The following is a 14089-nucleotide window of genomic DNA, read 5'->3' as shown; positions in this document are numbered from 1 at the left end:
AAAAGAGAAATAAACTTTAAAAATGAGAAGTTTTAGGCACTTTGATGGATTTGAGTGGTTTTCTTTAGATAAAAGAAAAGGCGCTTATTGCGCCTTTTCTGGAGACTGAATCAGATAATTCTAGATAAATTACTGAGCACTAGAAACCATATGCTCAACTGCTTTTTTCAACTCATCATCAGAACAATTCGCACAGCCGCCTTTTGGAGGCATGATTCCTTTGCCATTTATGACCGAACTAACAAGACCTTCCATGCCACTCGCCTCAACTCGAGAACTCCAAACAGAAGCATCTCCGAACTTCGGAGCTCCACCTATACCATCAGCATGACAAGCACTACAATAGGTCGAATAAACTGTTTTACCGTCTTTAGGACCAGTTGACTCAGCAACCGGAGGAGGTGCTGCAGCAGGAACATCATCACCTTCAACATAAATAGAGCCGACAGGAGCTGTACGCTCTCGAACGTTTTTCTCACTAAAAATGAGCTTTTCCTGTTTTAGTTTTTCGTACGATTTATCATTATTTTCTTCGTCATTCGCAGTCACTTCAGCTAGACCCAATGTAAAAAATGCCGATAAGACTATGAATAACCATTTGTTTTTAAAGGAGTTCATTCTTTGCTTCCTCAGTTACCTACGACTTTTGGAGTCCCAAACGTTCAAAATTCAGCGCGCATTATAGCCTTAATTGATGCAGCCTTTAAATAACCCCTTGAAATTCATTGAAACATTCTCGGAAATCCGCCTGTCGTTCAAACTGAATTACCACACAACATTGCCTCTAAACTAACTTAAATGATGCTCTTTAAAAACACTTGTTCAAATTTTGTTCTGACATTATTTATTGTGGCGCGACAACAATGTTCGATATACCAGCATTACGCACTTGATCCGTTGCACCTACCAAAAATTCCGTTGGTGCTTCTTGGTGTGTCGAAATAACCACTTTCGGATTTTTCTTATCGATTTTCCATGCTTCGACACTGGCAGATAACTGACTGATTGAAATCATTCGACCATCAACATCCAGAGTTCCGAATGAATCTAACTGAACCAATAATACGTCTGGCTTATCAGTGCCTGATTCTGTTGATTTTGTCAAAGGAGACATATCAACGGCCGATTCTTTCACAAAGCTACTCGCTACGATGAAAAAGATCAGCATAATAAATACGATATCCAACATAGGTGTCATATCAACGTCGCTGGTATTGTCAGTTACTCGCCTTCTCATAATTCCCCCTTTTCATTCTTATTAACTAAAAACGAACAAATATCGCAGGCGGGGTTATTCAATATTAGATATGTATCAAAACACTTTGTGTAAACCTTTAAGCGCCTATGATTTTCGATTAAGGTATATCTGGATATAACAACTAACAAAAACTGAGCGGCGATCGAAGTAGTGCGCTGACCAGGGATTACACTTTTCCTAGGAGAATAGCATGTCTCAAGTGACAACTTATCCTGTTATTGAATCGTTCAAATCACGAGCGTTAATTGATAACGAAAAATACTTATCAATGTACGAAGATTCACTCGCAGACCCAGAAAAGTTTTGGTCGGAACAAGCAGAGGAATTTATTGCATGGGAGAAAAAGTGGGATAGCGTGATGAATGTCGATTACGCTGCCGGAAAAATAAAATGGTTTGAAGGCGCCAAGTTAAATGTTTGTTATAACTGCGTCGACCGGCATTTGGAGACTAAAGGCGATCATACCGCCTTAATCTGGGAAGGAGACGACCCAGAAGTTAGCGAAAAAATCACCTATAAAACGTTACATCAAAAAGTGTGTCAGTTTGCAAATCTATTAAAAGCACGCGGTGTTAAAAAAGGCGATCGAGTCTGTATTTATATGCCTATGATTCCCGAAGTCGGCTATGCCATGTTGGCATGTGCAAGAATCGGTGCAGTGCACTCTGTTGTTTTTGGAGGATTTTCACCGGAGTCATTAAAAAGTCGAATTCTCGATTCAGATTGCCAAGTTGTTATCACCGCTGACGAAGGCCTTCGAGGAGGAAAAAAAGTTCCTTTAAAAGCAAATACAGACGAAGCAATTTCGGCCTGTCCTAACGTCCACTCAGTCATCGTTGTTAAATACACCCAAGCGAACATTGAATGGGATTCTAAAAGAGACGTCGATTACTACAAAGAAATAAAATCCCTTTCTAATGACTGTCCAATCGAAGTGATGGATGCTGAAGATCCGCTTTTTATCCTCTACACCTCAGGCTCAACGGGTAAACCTAAAGGCGTACTTCACACCTGTGGAGGCTATATTTTATATGCCGCTATCACCCACAAATACGTTTTCGACTATCAAGAAGGCGATGTTTACTGGTGCACAGCGGACGCCGGTTGGATTACTGGTCACTCTTATATTTTCTATGGTCCGTTAGCTAATGGCGCAACCACCCTCGTTTTTGAAGGAGTACCAACCTATCCAGATGCTGGGCGTTTTTGGCAGGTTGTCGACAAACACCAGGTCAATACTTTCTACACTGCACCAACGGCTATTCGAGCATTAATGGGACAAGGCGATGACTTTGTAAAAAAGGCAAAACGCTCCAGCCTTAATTTACTGGGAACAGTGGGAGAACCAATCAATCCTGAAGCTTGGGAATGGTATTATCATACTGTAGGGGAAAAGCGCTGCCCGATCGTAGACACTTGGTGGCAAACCGAAACCGGCGGCATCCTGTTAACTCCTTTACCGGGAGCAACAGATTTAAAACCCGGTTCAGCGACTCGCCCCTTCTTCGGAATTAAACCAGCTATTTTAGATAGTGAGGGCAAAGAGCTTGAAGGCGAAGCGGAGGGAGCTTTAGTTATGTCCCAGTCATGGCCCGGACAAATGCGCACCGTTTATGGTGACCATCAACGTTTTATCGATACCTATTTCTCACAGTACAAAGGTTATTACTTCACAGGTGATGGTGCTCGACGCGATAACGATGGTTATTATTGGATCACCGGCCGAATGGATGATGTTTTAAACGTTTCAGGACATCGGTTGGGCACGGCAGAAATAGAAAGCGCACTCGTACTACACGATAAAGTAGCTGAGGCGGCAGTTGTCGGGTTTCCACACGATATAAAAGGCCAAGGCGTTTACGCTTATGTCACACTCATGTCAGGCGTTGAAAGTACTGATGAACTTAAGCAAGAACTGATTGGCTTGGTGAACAAAGAAATCGGTCCTATTGCAAAGCCAGAAGTTATTCAATGGGCGCCAGGTTTACCGAAAACTCGCTCGGGCAAGATAATGAGGAGAATTTTAAGAAAAATTGCGGCGAATGAAATTGATAATCTTGGTGACACTTCAACTTTGGCAGAGCCTGCTGTGGTCGATCAACTTATCTCAAACCGCGCTCACAAATAATATTGAAAAGGATGGCCCTTATGCACCATTTTGGGGGCTATCCTATTGATATTTATAAGCTTTATGTGAACTCATCTTAGCAGTTGTTTCACTATGGTGCGCAACACAATATCCTGATACACTGGTCCTATCTGACAAGAAACAGCCAGCTTAAAAATAACAATTAAAGTCTGGTAAAAATAATGATTAAACGTGCACTTGTTGTTGGGATACTGAGACTATGTCTGAAGAACGAATAATAAAGAAATACCCTAATCGTCGGTTATACGATACGGCGATCAGCAGCTACATCACACTTAACGATGTGAAAGAGCTGGTTTTAAGTTACACCGCTTTTAAAGTTATTGATGCCAAATCTGGCGATGACTTAACACGCTCTACTCTTCTCCAAATAATCGCGGAACAAGAAGATCGAGAAAGCCCGATATTTACATCGGATATTTTGCAAAACGTCATTCGCTTCTATGGTGATTCGATGCAAGCCATGATGAGTCGTTTTTTAGAACACTCAATGAAGTTATTTATGGAACAACAAGCTGGATTCAAAAGTCCGCTCAATACTTTCCTAGGTACCAATCCAATGACATTAATGCAAAACATTGCCGAACAAAATATGAATATGTGGAAGTCGATGCAAGAAAACTTTTACATGCGTAACGGACAGGTTAGTGATCCAGAAGAAGAAGCCACACCAACTACTAATACCGATCAAAAGGAAACTTGATTTTTTACCGAACAACAACAATAAATGATAATAACCAAGACAATAAATTTGTAGGCCACGTTTAACGTGGCTTTTTTATTACTTAAATCTTTACAATTAACCCTTTAAAAATAACCTTGTCAGCTATTGTTATTTTTTCTTTCATACAGTTTTATTCGCTTTAGTATTTCCATCGAAGAAGTGATGTGTGCAATATAATCGACTTCAAAATTAATAGGTAATTGATTTTCGTAATTTTCAAATCGAATAAAAACAGAATCGTCAGTCCAAGACACCTGAAGTTTATTTGCTGTGTTTTTCAATTCACCATCTAAAGGGATTGAGCTAGAGTCAATAATCTTTTTATTGTCAAACGACTCTAACTGAATTACATTACCATTATCCGACATTAATACCTTGATATAAAACGCTTTCGAGCTATTAGAGTTATGTAACGATACCCCAGTTAATGGCGTATAATTTCCGGGAAAGCGATTGTAAACATCGAAAGAAATATCAATACCAGAATAAAAATCAGCACGATACAAAGACTCTTGGAAATACCCTTGTTCGACTTTGTGATAAACCAAGTTATCATTAAATCCTAATAGTTTGGGCAAAGTTTTCTGAGGTGTTTGGCAGGCAGTTACAAGCAACATAGAAAATACAAAGAGATAAATCCGATTCTTCTGCATGCGATCTTCTCCTGAAATTTGTAATTAAAATAAATAGGCAGCTCTATCCAAACCAATCTATTGATGAGATATCTGCTTTTGTGCTTTATCTAACCAGTCAGATTCAACGACAAATCCTAAGTGCCCATCATGTAATGAAGTTCCGTATAACATTTGCCGAGGATAATCCGGTTGCTCGATAAAAACTCTAGAAAAGCTCACATCTTTCTGTTGTAAAGGCCGCAAACCAAACCACTCGTCTTTGTTTAGCACTCGACAATGAGTCAATTCTTTATTTCGACGACTCCAATCCTCTAATGTTCCCCAATATCCAATCACTGCATCATCAGAAATACATTTGATAATATTCTCAGGCAACTCTTTATTAATAGGCTTAAATAACTTTCCTTTAAAAACACTGTGTGAAACCAAATTATTCCAACCGGCAGAATCAATAACGGTTGCTACTTCCTCTTTGTAAGGTAAATCTAACTGGTGATTTTGCAAACGGCTAAGCTTCTTATCCAGTCGATCAACCTGCCCAGGTCCCATCCAGTGGGCATAGCAATTGTCACTTTCTATTCGGTCCTTCCCATCTATCGAATCAAACTTTGGCACTGCTAAATAATATTTACACGTTAGCTCAATGTGATGCAATGATTGTTTAGGCACATACCGCACAACTAAATCCAGCTCTCCAAGCGTTTTTCCATCGATTCTTATAGGGTAATTGGTCGTGACTATTTCAAAATGAGGATGAATAAGAAAAGCAACTTTCCAAAAAGCCTCAAACCTATCACCAAGACGCCGAGTTTTCAAAGATTGGAGTTCATAAGTTAATAACTGTTTACAATGCTCAGGCTGTTTAGCGATTAATTCTTGAATAACCGAAGAAAATCTCGATTCATCGAAGTATTTAAAAAAACTCGATGGCAACTCCAATAGCTCTTGAGTTGCTGTACACCAGATTAAATCGTCAAGCAGGGCATCTCTCATACTCTTGCAACCATAAGAACATTACCCAAGACAGAATAAAGAGCTTTTCCTGCCGGACTCACACTTAAAATAACGAACAATAAAACAGCTACCGAACCAGCTAACAGCGACTGAAATCTTTTCTGCTTCTTTTTACTTTCTTGCACTTTTAACGAATCAAGCCACCACTTACGTGAAAGAATAATAAAGATCGTCTCGGCAATAAAAAAGATACCAAGTACTTCTTTTGAGCCTTCGGGTAACGATAGAGAAGCACCAACTAATATGCCTGGGATTAAGTATGCTGGAGCCCAAATAATTCCAGAACCAACATTCACTCCCCAGAACAAGCGCAGTCCCATTCCTGAAATACCCGCCATTAGAGGCAAAATTGCGCGTAATGGACCAATAAATCGACCTACTATTAAACTTAACACGCCGTAATTTTTAATGAACCGATCCGCACGCTCCATTGCGACCTGATGACTTTCTATCCAACGCCAATGTCGAATACTATCTCTATAATAATACCCAACATGATAACTGAGCCCTTCGCCTACAACAGCACCAAGAAACATCGCAAAAGCCATTTCATAAAAAGATAAGACCCCGCCACCCACAAGAGCGCCGACGCCAAGCAACATAACCCAGCCCGGCATCAAAACACCAATAATCGCCATTGACTCTAAAAATGCAATGAAAAAGACGATTAAAAATGCCCAGCCTGGTTGCTGCTCAATAAAATCAAGTAATTCACTGGTATACTGCTCTAGCAAATGATTTGACCTCTAACTCACCCACTCGCGAAACACACCAAAATGGTGTATTTTTTAACAAGATAATTTTTAATTGGCCTAATAATGACGGAACACGTTGCTACAGACAATAGTGAACTCGAACAAAAGACACCTGATACTGAGTCTATGCAGGTGTGTAAGAACTGTCAGACCCCTCTTTCAGGACCTTTTTGTCATCAATGCGGTCAACCATCCAAATCCATCATTCGTTTTTTCGGCTCTCTAGCGCGTGAGTTTTTTGAAGATATTATTAACCTCGATTCTCGTGCTTTTAATACTCTAATTGCGCTTTTATTTCGTCCCGGATTTCTAACAAAAGAGTATGTTTCGGGCAAACGCTTCAAATACGTTCCACCCCTACGACTTTTTCTTCTAACTAGTTTATTTTGTATCTTTGTTATTTGGATTATAAACAAGACCAGCGACACTCCTGGAATAAACGTAGGAGAAAAAAACCAAGAAATATCATTGGTCAAACAGCAAGAAATTTACAATGAGCTGGGTTTAGATAGTGAGGAAAAGCTAGAGCAGCTTTCAGATTCCGAAAAAGAAAAACTAATAAAAGAACTAGAACAGGTTAATCGAGCCATGTCGCTTGTTGGCACAGCACCAGTGCCTTTACCAAAGCCGTTAAAATTATTTCAGGAAAAAAATTCAAAACAAGAACCTCAAAAAAAAGAATCTAATGAAACAGCAGATAAAGATGCAAAAACCAAGCAAACACTTGAAAATGAACTCGCAAACCTTCCGACAGATATAAAAGAACAAATAAGAAAAGATATTGAGGAAAACTCTCCTTCACAAAAACAGTCCTCAAGTACCACGACCGAAGATAGCTTGAACATTCAAATTGAGGACGAAAAAGCAAATGTTAATGTCAACATACCGTTCTTCTCCGAAGAAGAAAATAAACGGCTTGAAAAGCGATTAGAGCAAAATATTCAAAAAATTAAAGAAGATCCTCGCGACTTCATCGGAGATTTGTTGGAAGTAATTCCAAAAAGTATGCTTTTACTAGTTCCTATTTTTGCAGTTTTGATAAAAATTAGCTATCCATTTGCTCGACGATATTATATCGAACATTTAATTCATGCATTTCATGGACACGCTTTTCTTTTTCTTTCGATTCTTATACTTATTGGGCTTGAATACGCGAGCTCCAGTCTTAACTCGTCAGAAAATGGGTTCTTCAAGTTTATAGGAGGGACTTTTGGTTTCCTTGAAGTAGTTATGTTTATCTGGATACCACTTTATTTCCTGATATCAATGAAAAGAGTTTATCAGCAAAACTGGTTTTTAACGGTATGGAAATGGCTTTTGGTTGGTATTCTCTACTTTGTGTTATTTATCACATCAGCCGTTATACTGTTGTTATTGAGTGTTTACTTTAACTAATTGAAGGACGCTCAATTGAGCGTCCTAGGACGAGAAATTAACTAATTTTCTCACCAGCAGCTTGTTTATCAGCATGATAAGAAGAACGAACCATAGGTCCGCTAGCTACATTAACAAATCCGAGCTCTTCAGCTATCTCGCCCAGCTCTTTAAATTCTTTAGGCGTCACAAAACGTTTTACTGGATGATGATCTTTACTTGGCTGTAAATACTGACCAATTGTTAGCATATCGACATTATGCGCACGTAAATCTTTCATGACTTCAACAATTTCTTCGTTGGTTTCACCAAGACCTACCATTAAACCTGATTTAGTTGCCACATCAGGATAGCGTTCTTTATGCTTTTTCAATAAATCGAGCGACCATTGATAGTCAGCACCTGGACGGGCTTGTTTATATAATCGAGGAACCGTTTCCAGATTATGATTAAAAACATCCGGTAAACAATCGCCCAAAATATCGAGAGCACGTTCCATGCGGCCACGAAAATCAGGAACCAGTGTTTCAATTTTTGTCGCAGGAGCTTGTCGTCTTACTTCCGCAATACAGTCAACAAAATGTTGCGCACCACCGTCACGTAGATCATCGCGATCAACAGATGTAATGACAACGTATTTGAGTCCCATACTTACAACAGATTCTGCCAAATGCATTGGTTCTTCTGCATCAGGTGCCAACGGGCGGCCATGAGCAACATCGCAAAATGGACAACGTCGAGTGCATATATCACCCAAAATCATGAACGTCGCCGTACCGTGACCAAAACATTCAGGCAAGTTAGGACAACTCGCTTCTTCACATACGGTATGCAACTTCTTATTACGAAGCATGTTTTTAATTTCAGTGATCTGATTGCCGCTTGGCAAACGAACTCGAATCCAGTCCGGTTTGCGTGGCATTTCTTCCGTGGGTTCAATCTTTATCGGAATACGTGCCGTTTTATCAGCACCTCTCAGTTTTTGACCGGGAATTTTTTTGGGAGCGCTTTGTTTTTTAGTGGTGTCTTGCGCGTTTTTACTCGTGGTTAATTCCACACTACTTTGTCGAGTCATACAACGCCTTCTAGTTCTGGCAAACCTTCTTCAAATTTGGCTGAATTATAACCCAAGTTTGCCATTAAATGCTTTAATAGATCGGGCTCAACCTTAGATAAACAGTCGGGGCCACCCTCGTCGGATAATTGAGTTACCTTCATTCCCTGATAGCCACAAGGGTTAATACGAGAAAAAGGCTCTAAATCGAGATTAATGTTCAATGCTAATCCGTGAAAACTACATCCGCGACGGATTCGCAGTCCAAGGGAACATATTTTAGCTCCAGATTCAACATAGACCCCCGGCGCATCTGGACGTGCATCAGCTCCAATACCGTATTCATCAAGTACGTCTATAATCCCCTCTTCAATGCTGCTAACTAAATCTCTCACCCCAAGTTTTTTACGTCGAAGATCAATTAGAAAATAAGCAACCTGTTGGCCAGGGCCATGATAGGTAACCTGCCCACCTCGATCGACTTTAATCACTGGAATATCGCCAGGAGCCAAAATATGCTCAGCTTTTCCAGCTTGCCCCTGAGTGAATACAGGATCGTGTTCAACGAGCCAAATTTCATCGGCAGTTTCTTGGTTTCGGTTATCTGTAAAATCAGACATAGTGCGCCATACCGGCTCATAAGACTGCCGTCCTAACTGACGCACAACCAGCGATTCAACTAAATTTGACACAATATTTTCTCAGGTTCGTGCGAGGTTATTTACAAACACATCTTAACGTCAGGCAAGGCTCTTACTTGGCGGTAAAGAGTTTCAACTTGATGCTCGTGCTCTAAAGTGACAGTGACGGTGATTGATACATAATTGCCTTTCGCCGAAGGCTTAACATTCGGAACATAATCTCCGGGAATTACTTCTTGAATAACAGAAATCACATCGATTTCGATATTCTCGCGATTACTGGCCATTGCCTTAAAAGCGATGGTGCAAGGAAATTCCCAAAGCTCTGTATTAATGCCATTTGGCGTTGTTGAGTCAGCCATTGTGCTCAGCCCTCATACCTTATTACTTCAATTCGCCTTGTAACAGGCGCTGCTTATACTGAGTATATAACTCGATCATACGATGCCACACGGGTCCGGTGCTACCCTTTCCGATAACTTTATCATCAACCTGCTTGACAGGCTGAATTTCACGAGTTGAACTGGTAACCCAAACCTCTTCTGCCAAAAGCATTTTGCCAAGAGTAAATACTTCCTCACCACAAGGAATGCCATATTTTTCAGCGATTTCTAAAACTAAATCTCGAGTCACCCCACCTAAAATTTTATCAGATTTAGGCGCAGTCAGTAGTTTGCCGTCACTCACAATAAACACATTAGAAGCCGAGCCTTCTATCGCATAACCGTCATGAATAAAAATTGCTTCGTCAGCTCCTGCTTCTTCCGCAGCTTGACGGGCCAAACAATTCGCCAATAAAGTCGTGGCCTTAATATCACATCGTTTCCATCGAATATCAGGATAAGTGATGACGCGAATACCTTCTGCAGAAGGCTGACAGCTCTCATCGGGCAAAGGCATAACTCTAGCGAATAAAGTGGGCGTTTGCTTTCCGGGAAACCGATGATCGCGCTCGCGATCAACTCCGCGAGTTACCTGCAGGTAAACATTGCAATGTCGCAGCCTGTTCCTCGCAACTAACTCCGAGATCAGTGATTCCCATCCACCTTGCGGTGAAAAATCGTTAATTCGAATTTCTCGAAGAGAGCGCTTTAATCTCTCCAAATGCTGTGACATACGAAATGGTTCAGCCGCATAAACAGGGATAACTTCATAAACTCCATCGCCAAACAAAAAGCCCCGATCCATGACAGAAATCGAGGCTTGTTCTAGTGGCAACCAGTCGCCATTTAAATAAACAGTTGTTGTCAAAATGCGCTCTTAATCGAATAAACTACTAAACCAGCGACTAATTGCATCAATCAGTCGGGTAAACCAACCACCCTCAGGCACATCTTCTAAAGCAACCAGAGGAACTTCTGCGATATCTTCATCATCTAGCTGAAAAAATATTTTACCCACAATTTGGCCTTTGCTCACTGGAGCTTCGAGCTCATCTTCTACTACATAATTTGCTTTAACTTTTTGTCTTTTTCCATTGGGAATAGTTAGCCAAATTTCATCAAGAACACCCAACTTCGCGTACTCAATTTCACCGCCCCAGGCACGCGTTTGATGCACTTCGGTATTGGCTTTTAATGGCTTCACCGTTTCAAAAAAGCGAAATCCGTAGGTCAGTAGTTTTTTACTCTCAATTTTCCTGGCTTCCTCACTGCGTGCGCCCATTACTACAGATATTAATCGCATACCATCTTTAATTGCTGAGGCAACTAAACAATATCCAGCAGCGTCAGTATGGCCCGTTTTAATACCGTCAACTTCGAGTCCACGATCCCATAGTAGGCGGTTACGATTGTACTGTGGAATATTGTTGTAGGTATATTGCTTCATTTTGTAGAGCTCATACTCCTCCGGAAAGTCACGGATAAGAGCTTGACCCAATATCGCCATATCTCGCGCTGTTGTCTGATGTCCTTCGGCCGTCAGACCATGAGTATTAACGAAACGAGTGTTATTTAACCCTAATTTTTTTGCGTGATGATTCATCAAATCAACAAAACTATCTTCACTTCCAGCGACATGCTCCGCTAAAGCGACGCTGGCATCTCCACCAGATGAGACAATCAACCCTTTCAACAAGTCACGCACCGACACCTGAGTATCAACTTCAATAAACATTTTTGACGATTCAGGAAAATTTTTCGCCCAAGCGTTTTTGCTAACGGTAACTTCATCATCAATGCCGATGTTGCCTGCAGCCAATTCATTGGAAACAACATAACTGGTCATCATTTTGGTTAAACTGGCAGGCGGTAATGGAGCATCAGCGTTATTCTCAGCGATCACTTGCCCCGAGTGGTAATCGATTAAAATGTAACTTTCGGCACCGAGTGATGGAGGAGCCGGAGTAATCGCAAGCAATGATGTTGAGATTAAAGCCAGTCCAATAAAAAGCAAAGATTTAAGATTTCTCATTGTTCTAGAAAATTCCTGATTCACATAATTCGACACGACGATTGCGTGGTTGATAGGTTAATTGTGGCAATTAAACTAGCCCAACTATCGACTCACTCCAAACTCAAAATGATTAAAATCGTATCGATAGAAACTACAAACAAACCGGATTGTAGCATAAGCCGCTTCTTACGCTAAGTGACTATCACTTGACCAAAAAGTTCCCAATTAGTGATACATGTCAGAATGTTTAAGGAGCTCTTGCCAAATTAACTATTCAAAAATAATTCTCGGCGTGCCCAAAGATGGCATTGATAATGTGTCGACGAGTTTATTGGCTTCATCCGTCGAATCAATGGGCCCAATCCTTACTCTATGAAGCTTGCTCCCTCTCACCGTTAATTTGGATAAAAAGACTTTCCATGGAACCTGACTGCGAATTGCCTGAGCTAATTTATCAGCTTTGGCGCGATCAGAAAAAGCACCCACTTGAACGTACATTTGCTTGCCTTCAGGTATTGCCGAAGGTCCTTTTAACTCGTGAGTTCCCGCCGGAACTATCGACTCCAATTCAACTTGTGCAGTACCCTGAAGATGAAAACCTAATTTCGCTGCAGCAGCGTATGACAAATCAATAATTCGACCTGGCTTGAAAGGACCTCGGTCGTTAACTTTCACGACTATCTGTTTACCATTTTCAACGTTAGTGACTTTAACGTAGCTGGGTAAAGGTAACGTCTTGTGGGCCGCTGTCATTGCATACATATCGTACCGTTCGCCCGAGGACGTACGTTCGCCATGAAATTTTGTGCCATACCAACTCGCAGTACCTCGTGCACGATAATTATTGGCAGATTCCATAACAACATAAGTAATGCCGTCTTGTTCATAACTTGAAGGATTGCCATACGGACTTAAGGGTTCAACTTTTGGAATTGCATCGGGAATACTCGACACATCGATTGGCTTTGAAGGACCTCCATCTTGAATCTCAATTAATCCACAACCCACAACGAGCAAAATAAAACTGCTGTAACAAACGCTTCGCAATAATTGAGTTGATAACGAGCTCACTGTGATACTCCCTCGTACATTAACCTAATTGTGCCAATAGTTTTTAGCACGAGCTGCGACAACTTTTTGGCTAAATTGAAAAACAGCCAACGCATACAGTGGACTTCGGTTGTAACGTGTAATCACATAAAAATTATCAAATATAACCCAGGCATCTTTGCCTTCAGGTTGATCGAAAAAATACAGCCCCGCACCTTGTTCGTCTAACGTATCTATTTTCCAATCATAGCCTAATTCTTTTAAAGCACCGGCGGTAGTAACGGGTTTTAATCTTCGTGATTCCAATTCACTGGCAAATTGACCTGACTTAGTAACAGGATAAGCAACAGGCTCGCCCCAACGCCATTTATGGCGACGGAAGTAATTAGCGACACTGCCAATGGCATCAACTGGGTTATCAAACAGATTAATTTTTCCATCACCATCAAAATCAACCGCATACTCTCGATAACTGGTAGAAATGAACTGTCCCATCCCCATCGCTCCAGCATAAGAACCAACAGGCTCTAGCTCATTCCAACCTTGCTCTTTACAAAGCAAAAGAAACTGCTCTAACTCACCTCTAAAAAACTTTCCGCGTGGTGGATAATGGAAACCTAGAGTAAACAGCGCATCCCAGACAGGTATTTTTCCTTGAATTCTTCCGTAATAAGTTTCTATACCAATTATTCCCACGATCATCGAAGCAGGCACTTGAAAAGTCGCTTCTGCTCGCTTTAGCTCAACATGGTACTTATTCCAAAACTCAACACCTGCTTTAACCCGCGCATCGCTGATGAATATTTTTCGGTACTCGTGCCAAGGTTTTGATTCTGCAGGAGAGGTCATTAAATCGATAATTTTTTGACTACGATTCGCTTTGGCAAACAATCCTTCCAGACGCGTACGATCCATATCGTGAACTTCAACCATTCGATCGATAAACTGTTCTACAGTTTCGTTATCGGGCGATTTAGCAATAGCCATAGAGCCGCAGAATACAAACATTGAAAGCTTAAATAAATTTTTTACTCTGCG

At 40.9% G+C, this 14089-nt stretch carries 15 protein-coding genes; 3 read left to right on the top strand and 12 right to left on the bottom strand.

What is annotated here, in order from left to right; translation table 11 throughout:
* Positions 1 to 129: 129 nt before the first annotated feature.
* A complete protein-coding gene (locus FAX86_RS09545) occupies positions 130 to 618 on the bottom strand; it encodes a c-type cytochrome (protein ID WP_144393091.1) in 489 nt (162 codons plus the stop codon).
* A 226-nt stretch (positions 619 to 844) separates the two neighbouring features.
* Positions 845 to 1237 (bottom strand): ExbD/TolR family protein, encoded by a 393-nt coding sequence (locus FAX86_RS09540; RefSeq protein ID WP_144393090.1) that lies wholly within the window; start codon positions 1235 to 1237, stop codon positions 845 to 847.
* A 211-nt stretch (positions 1238 to 1448) separates the two neighbouring features.
* On the opposite strand from FAX86_RS09540, the gene acs reads away from it, so the two are divergent.
* Both acs and phaR read left to right on the top strand, forming a co-directional pair.
* Positions 1449 to 3386 carry an acetate--CoA ligase gene (gene acs / locus FAX86_RS09535; protein ID WP_144393089.1) on the top strand — a complete coding sequence of 646 codons (1938 nt, stop codon included), beginning with the start codon at positions 1449 to 1451 and terminating at the stop codon, positions 3384 to 3386.
* Between the two features lie 220 nt (positions 3387 to 3606).
* Positions 3607 to 4110 carry a polyhydroxyalkanoate synthesis repressor PhaR gene (phaR, locus tag FAX86_RS09530; RefSeq protein ID WP_144393088.1) on the top strand — a complete coding sequence of 168 codons (504 nt, stop codon included), beginning with the start codon at positions 3607 to 3609 and terminating at the stop codon, positions 4108 to 4110.
* Between the two features lie 119 nt (positions 4111 to 4229).
* Here the strand turns inward: phaR and FAX86_RS09525 are convergent, their stop codons facing one another.
* From FAX86_RS09525 to FAX86_RS09515, 3 genes are read right to left on the bottom strand one after another with little or no spacing between them, the layout of a single operon-like run.
* Positions 4230 to 4784 carry a hypothetical protein gene (locus FAX86_RS09525; protein ID WP_144393087.1) on the bottom strand — a complete coding sequence of 185 codons (555 nt, stop codon included), beginning with the start codon at positions 4782 to 4784 and terminating at the stop codon, positions 4230 to 4232.
* Positions 4785 to 4841: 57 nt separating this feature from the next.
* The gene (locus FAX86_RS09520; RefSeq protein WP_144393086.1) at positions 4842 to 5759 is read right to left on the bottom strand and encodes a DUF1853 family protein; all 918 of its coding nucleotides are present in this window, start codon (positions 5757 to 5759) and stop codon (positions 4842 to 4844) included.
* The gene (locus FAX86_RS09515) at positions 5756 to 6514 is read right to left on the bottom strand and encodes a DedA family protein (protein WP_144393085.1); all 759 of its coding nucleotides are present in this window, start codon (positions 6512 to 6514) and stop codon (positions 5756 to 5758) included. Before FAX86_RS09515 ends, FAX86_RS09520 begins: the two co-directional genes overlap by 4 nt.
* Positions 6515 to 6598: 84 nt before the next feature.
* Here FAX86_RS09515 and FAX86_RS09510 point away from each other — a divergent pair, with 84 nt between their 5' ends.
* Complete coding sequence (locus FAX86_RS09510) at positions 6599 to 7930, top strand: DUF3667 domain-containing protein (RefSeq protein WP_144393084.1); 1332 nt, start codon at positions 6599 to 6601, stop codon at positions 7928 to 7930.
* 37 nt (positions 7931 to 7967) lie between these two features.
* On the opposite strand, the gene lipA is transcribed toward FAX86_RS09510, so the two are convergent.
* The 7 genes from lipA to mltB all read right to left on the bottom strand — a co-directional run bounded on the left by lipA (position 7968) and on the right by mltB (position 14038).
* The gene (lipA, locus tag FAX86_RS09505; RefSeq protein ID WP_144393083.1) at positions 7968 to 8984 is read right to left on the bottom strand and encodes a lipoyl synthase; all 1017 of its coding nucleotides are present in this window, start codon (positions 8982 to 8984) and stop codon (positions 7968 to 7970) included.
* Complete coding sequence (lipB, locus tag FAX86_RS09500; protein ID WP_144393082.1) at positions 8981 to 9655, bottom strand: lipoyl(octanoyl) transferase LipB; 675 nt, start codon at positions 9653 to 9655, stop codon at positions 8981 to 8983. The genes lipA and lipB overlap by 4 nt, the downstream gene beginning before the upstream one ends.
* 29 nt (positions 9656 to 9684) lie before the next feature.
* On the bottom strand, positions 9685 to 9966 hold the full coding sequence (gene ybeD, locus FAX86_RS09495) for a DUF493 family protein YbeD (RefSeq protein WP_144393081.1): 282 nt from the start codon (positions 9964 to 9966) through the stop codon (positions 9685 to 9687).
* Between the two features lie 22 nt (positions 9967 to 9988).
* Positions 9989 to 10855, bottom strand: coding sequence for an aminotransferase class IV (locus FAX86_RS09490; protein WP_246128538.1), 867 nt, complete (start codon positions 10853 to 10855; stop codon positions 9989 to 9991).
* Positions 10856 to 10864: 9 nt separating this feature from the next.
* Positions 10865 to 12019 (bottom strand): D-alanyl-D-alanine carboxypeptidase family protein, encoded by a 1155-nt coding sequence (locus tag FAX86_RS09485; RefSeq protein ID WP_144393080.1) that lies wholly within the window; start codon positions 12017 to 12019, stop codon positions 10865 to 10867.
* A 252-nt stretch (positions 12020 to 12271) separates the two neighbouring features.
* The gene (locus tag FAX86_RS09480) at positions 12272 to 13072 is read right to left on the bottom strand and encodes a septal ring lytic transglycosylase RlpA family protein (protein WP_205859139.1); all 801 of its coding nucleotides are present in this window, start codon (positions 13070 to 13072) and stop codon (positions 12272 to 12274) included.
* A gap of 24 nt (positions 13073 to 13096) precedes the next feature.
* The gene (gene mltB / locus FAX86_RS09475) at positions 13097 to 14038 is read right to left on the bottom strand and encodes a lytic murein transglycosylase B (protein ID WP_246128537.1); all 942 of its coding nucleotides are present in this window, start codon (positions 14036 to 14038) and stop codon (positions 13097 to 13099) included.
* Positions 14039 to 14089: the final 51 nt, after the last annotated feature.

This window comes from Pleionea sediminis, assembly GCF_007570825.1.
GTDB lineage: Bacteria > Pseudomonadota > Gammaproteobacteria > Enterobacterales > Kangiellaceae > Pleionea > Pleionea sediminis.
Note: the sequence above shows the minus strand (reverse complement) of the source record. Positions and strands in the feature narration are given on the sequence as shown.

Coding starts and splice junctions, on each gene's coding strand:
- lipA (WP_144393083.1), bottom strand. CDS start 8,984: ATGACTCGACAAAGTAGTGTGGAATTAACCACGAGTAAAAACGCGCAA.
- FAX86_RS09485 (WP_144393080.1), bottom strand. CDS start 12,019: ATGAGAAATCTTAAATCTTTGCTTTTTATTGGACTGGCTTTAATCTCA.
- FAX86_RS09540 (WP_144393090.1), bottom strand. CDS start 1,237: ATGAGAAGGCGAGTAACTGACAATACCAGCGACGTTGATATGACACCT.
- FAX86_RS09545 (WP_144393091.1), bottom strand. CDS start 618: ATGAACTCCTTTAAAAACAAATGGTTATTCATAGTCTTATCGGCATTT.
- ybeD (WP_144393081.1), bottom strand. CDS start 9,966: ATGGCTGACTCAACAACGCCAAATGGCATTAATACAGAGCTTTGGGAA.
- FAX86_RS09520 (WP_144393086.1), bottom strand. CDS start 5,759: ATGAGAGATGCCCTGCTTGACGATTTAATCTGGTGTACAGCAACTCAA.
- acs (WP_144393089.1), top strand. CDS start 1,449: ATGTCTCAAGTGACAACTTATCCTGTTATTGAATCGTTCAAATCACGA.
- phaR (WP_144393088.1), top strand. CDS start 3,607: ATGTCTGAAGAACGAATAATAAAGAAATACCCTAATCGTCGGTTATAC.
- mltB (WP_246128537.1), bottom strand. CDS start 14,038: ATGGCTATTGCTAAATCGCCCGATAACGAAACTGTAGAACAGTTTATC.
- FAX86_RS09525 (WP_144393087.1), bottom strand. CDS start 4,784: ATGCAGAAGAATCGGATTTATCTCTTTGTATTTTCTATGTTGCTTGTA.
- FAX86_RS09510 (WP_144393084.1), top strand. CDS start 6,599: ATGACGGAACACGTTGCTACAGACAATAGTGAACTCGAACAAAAGACA.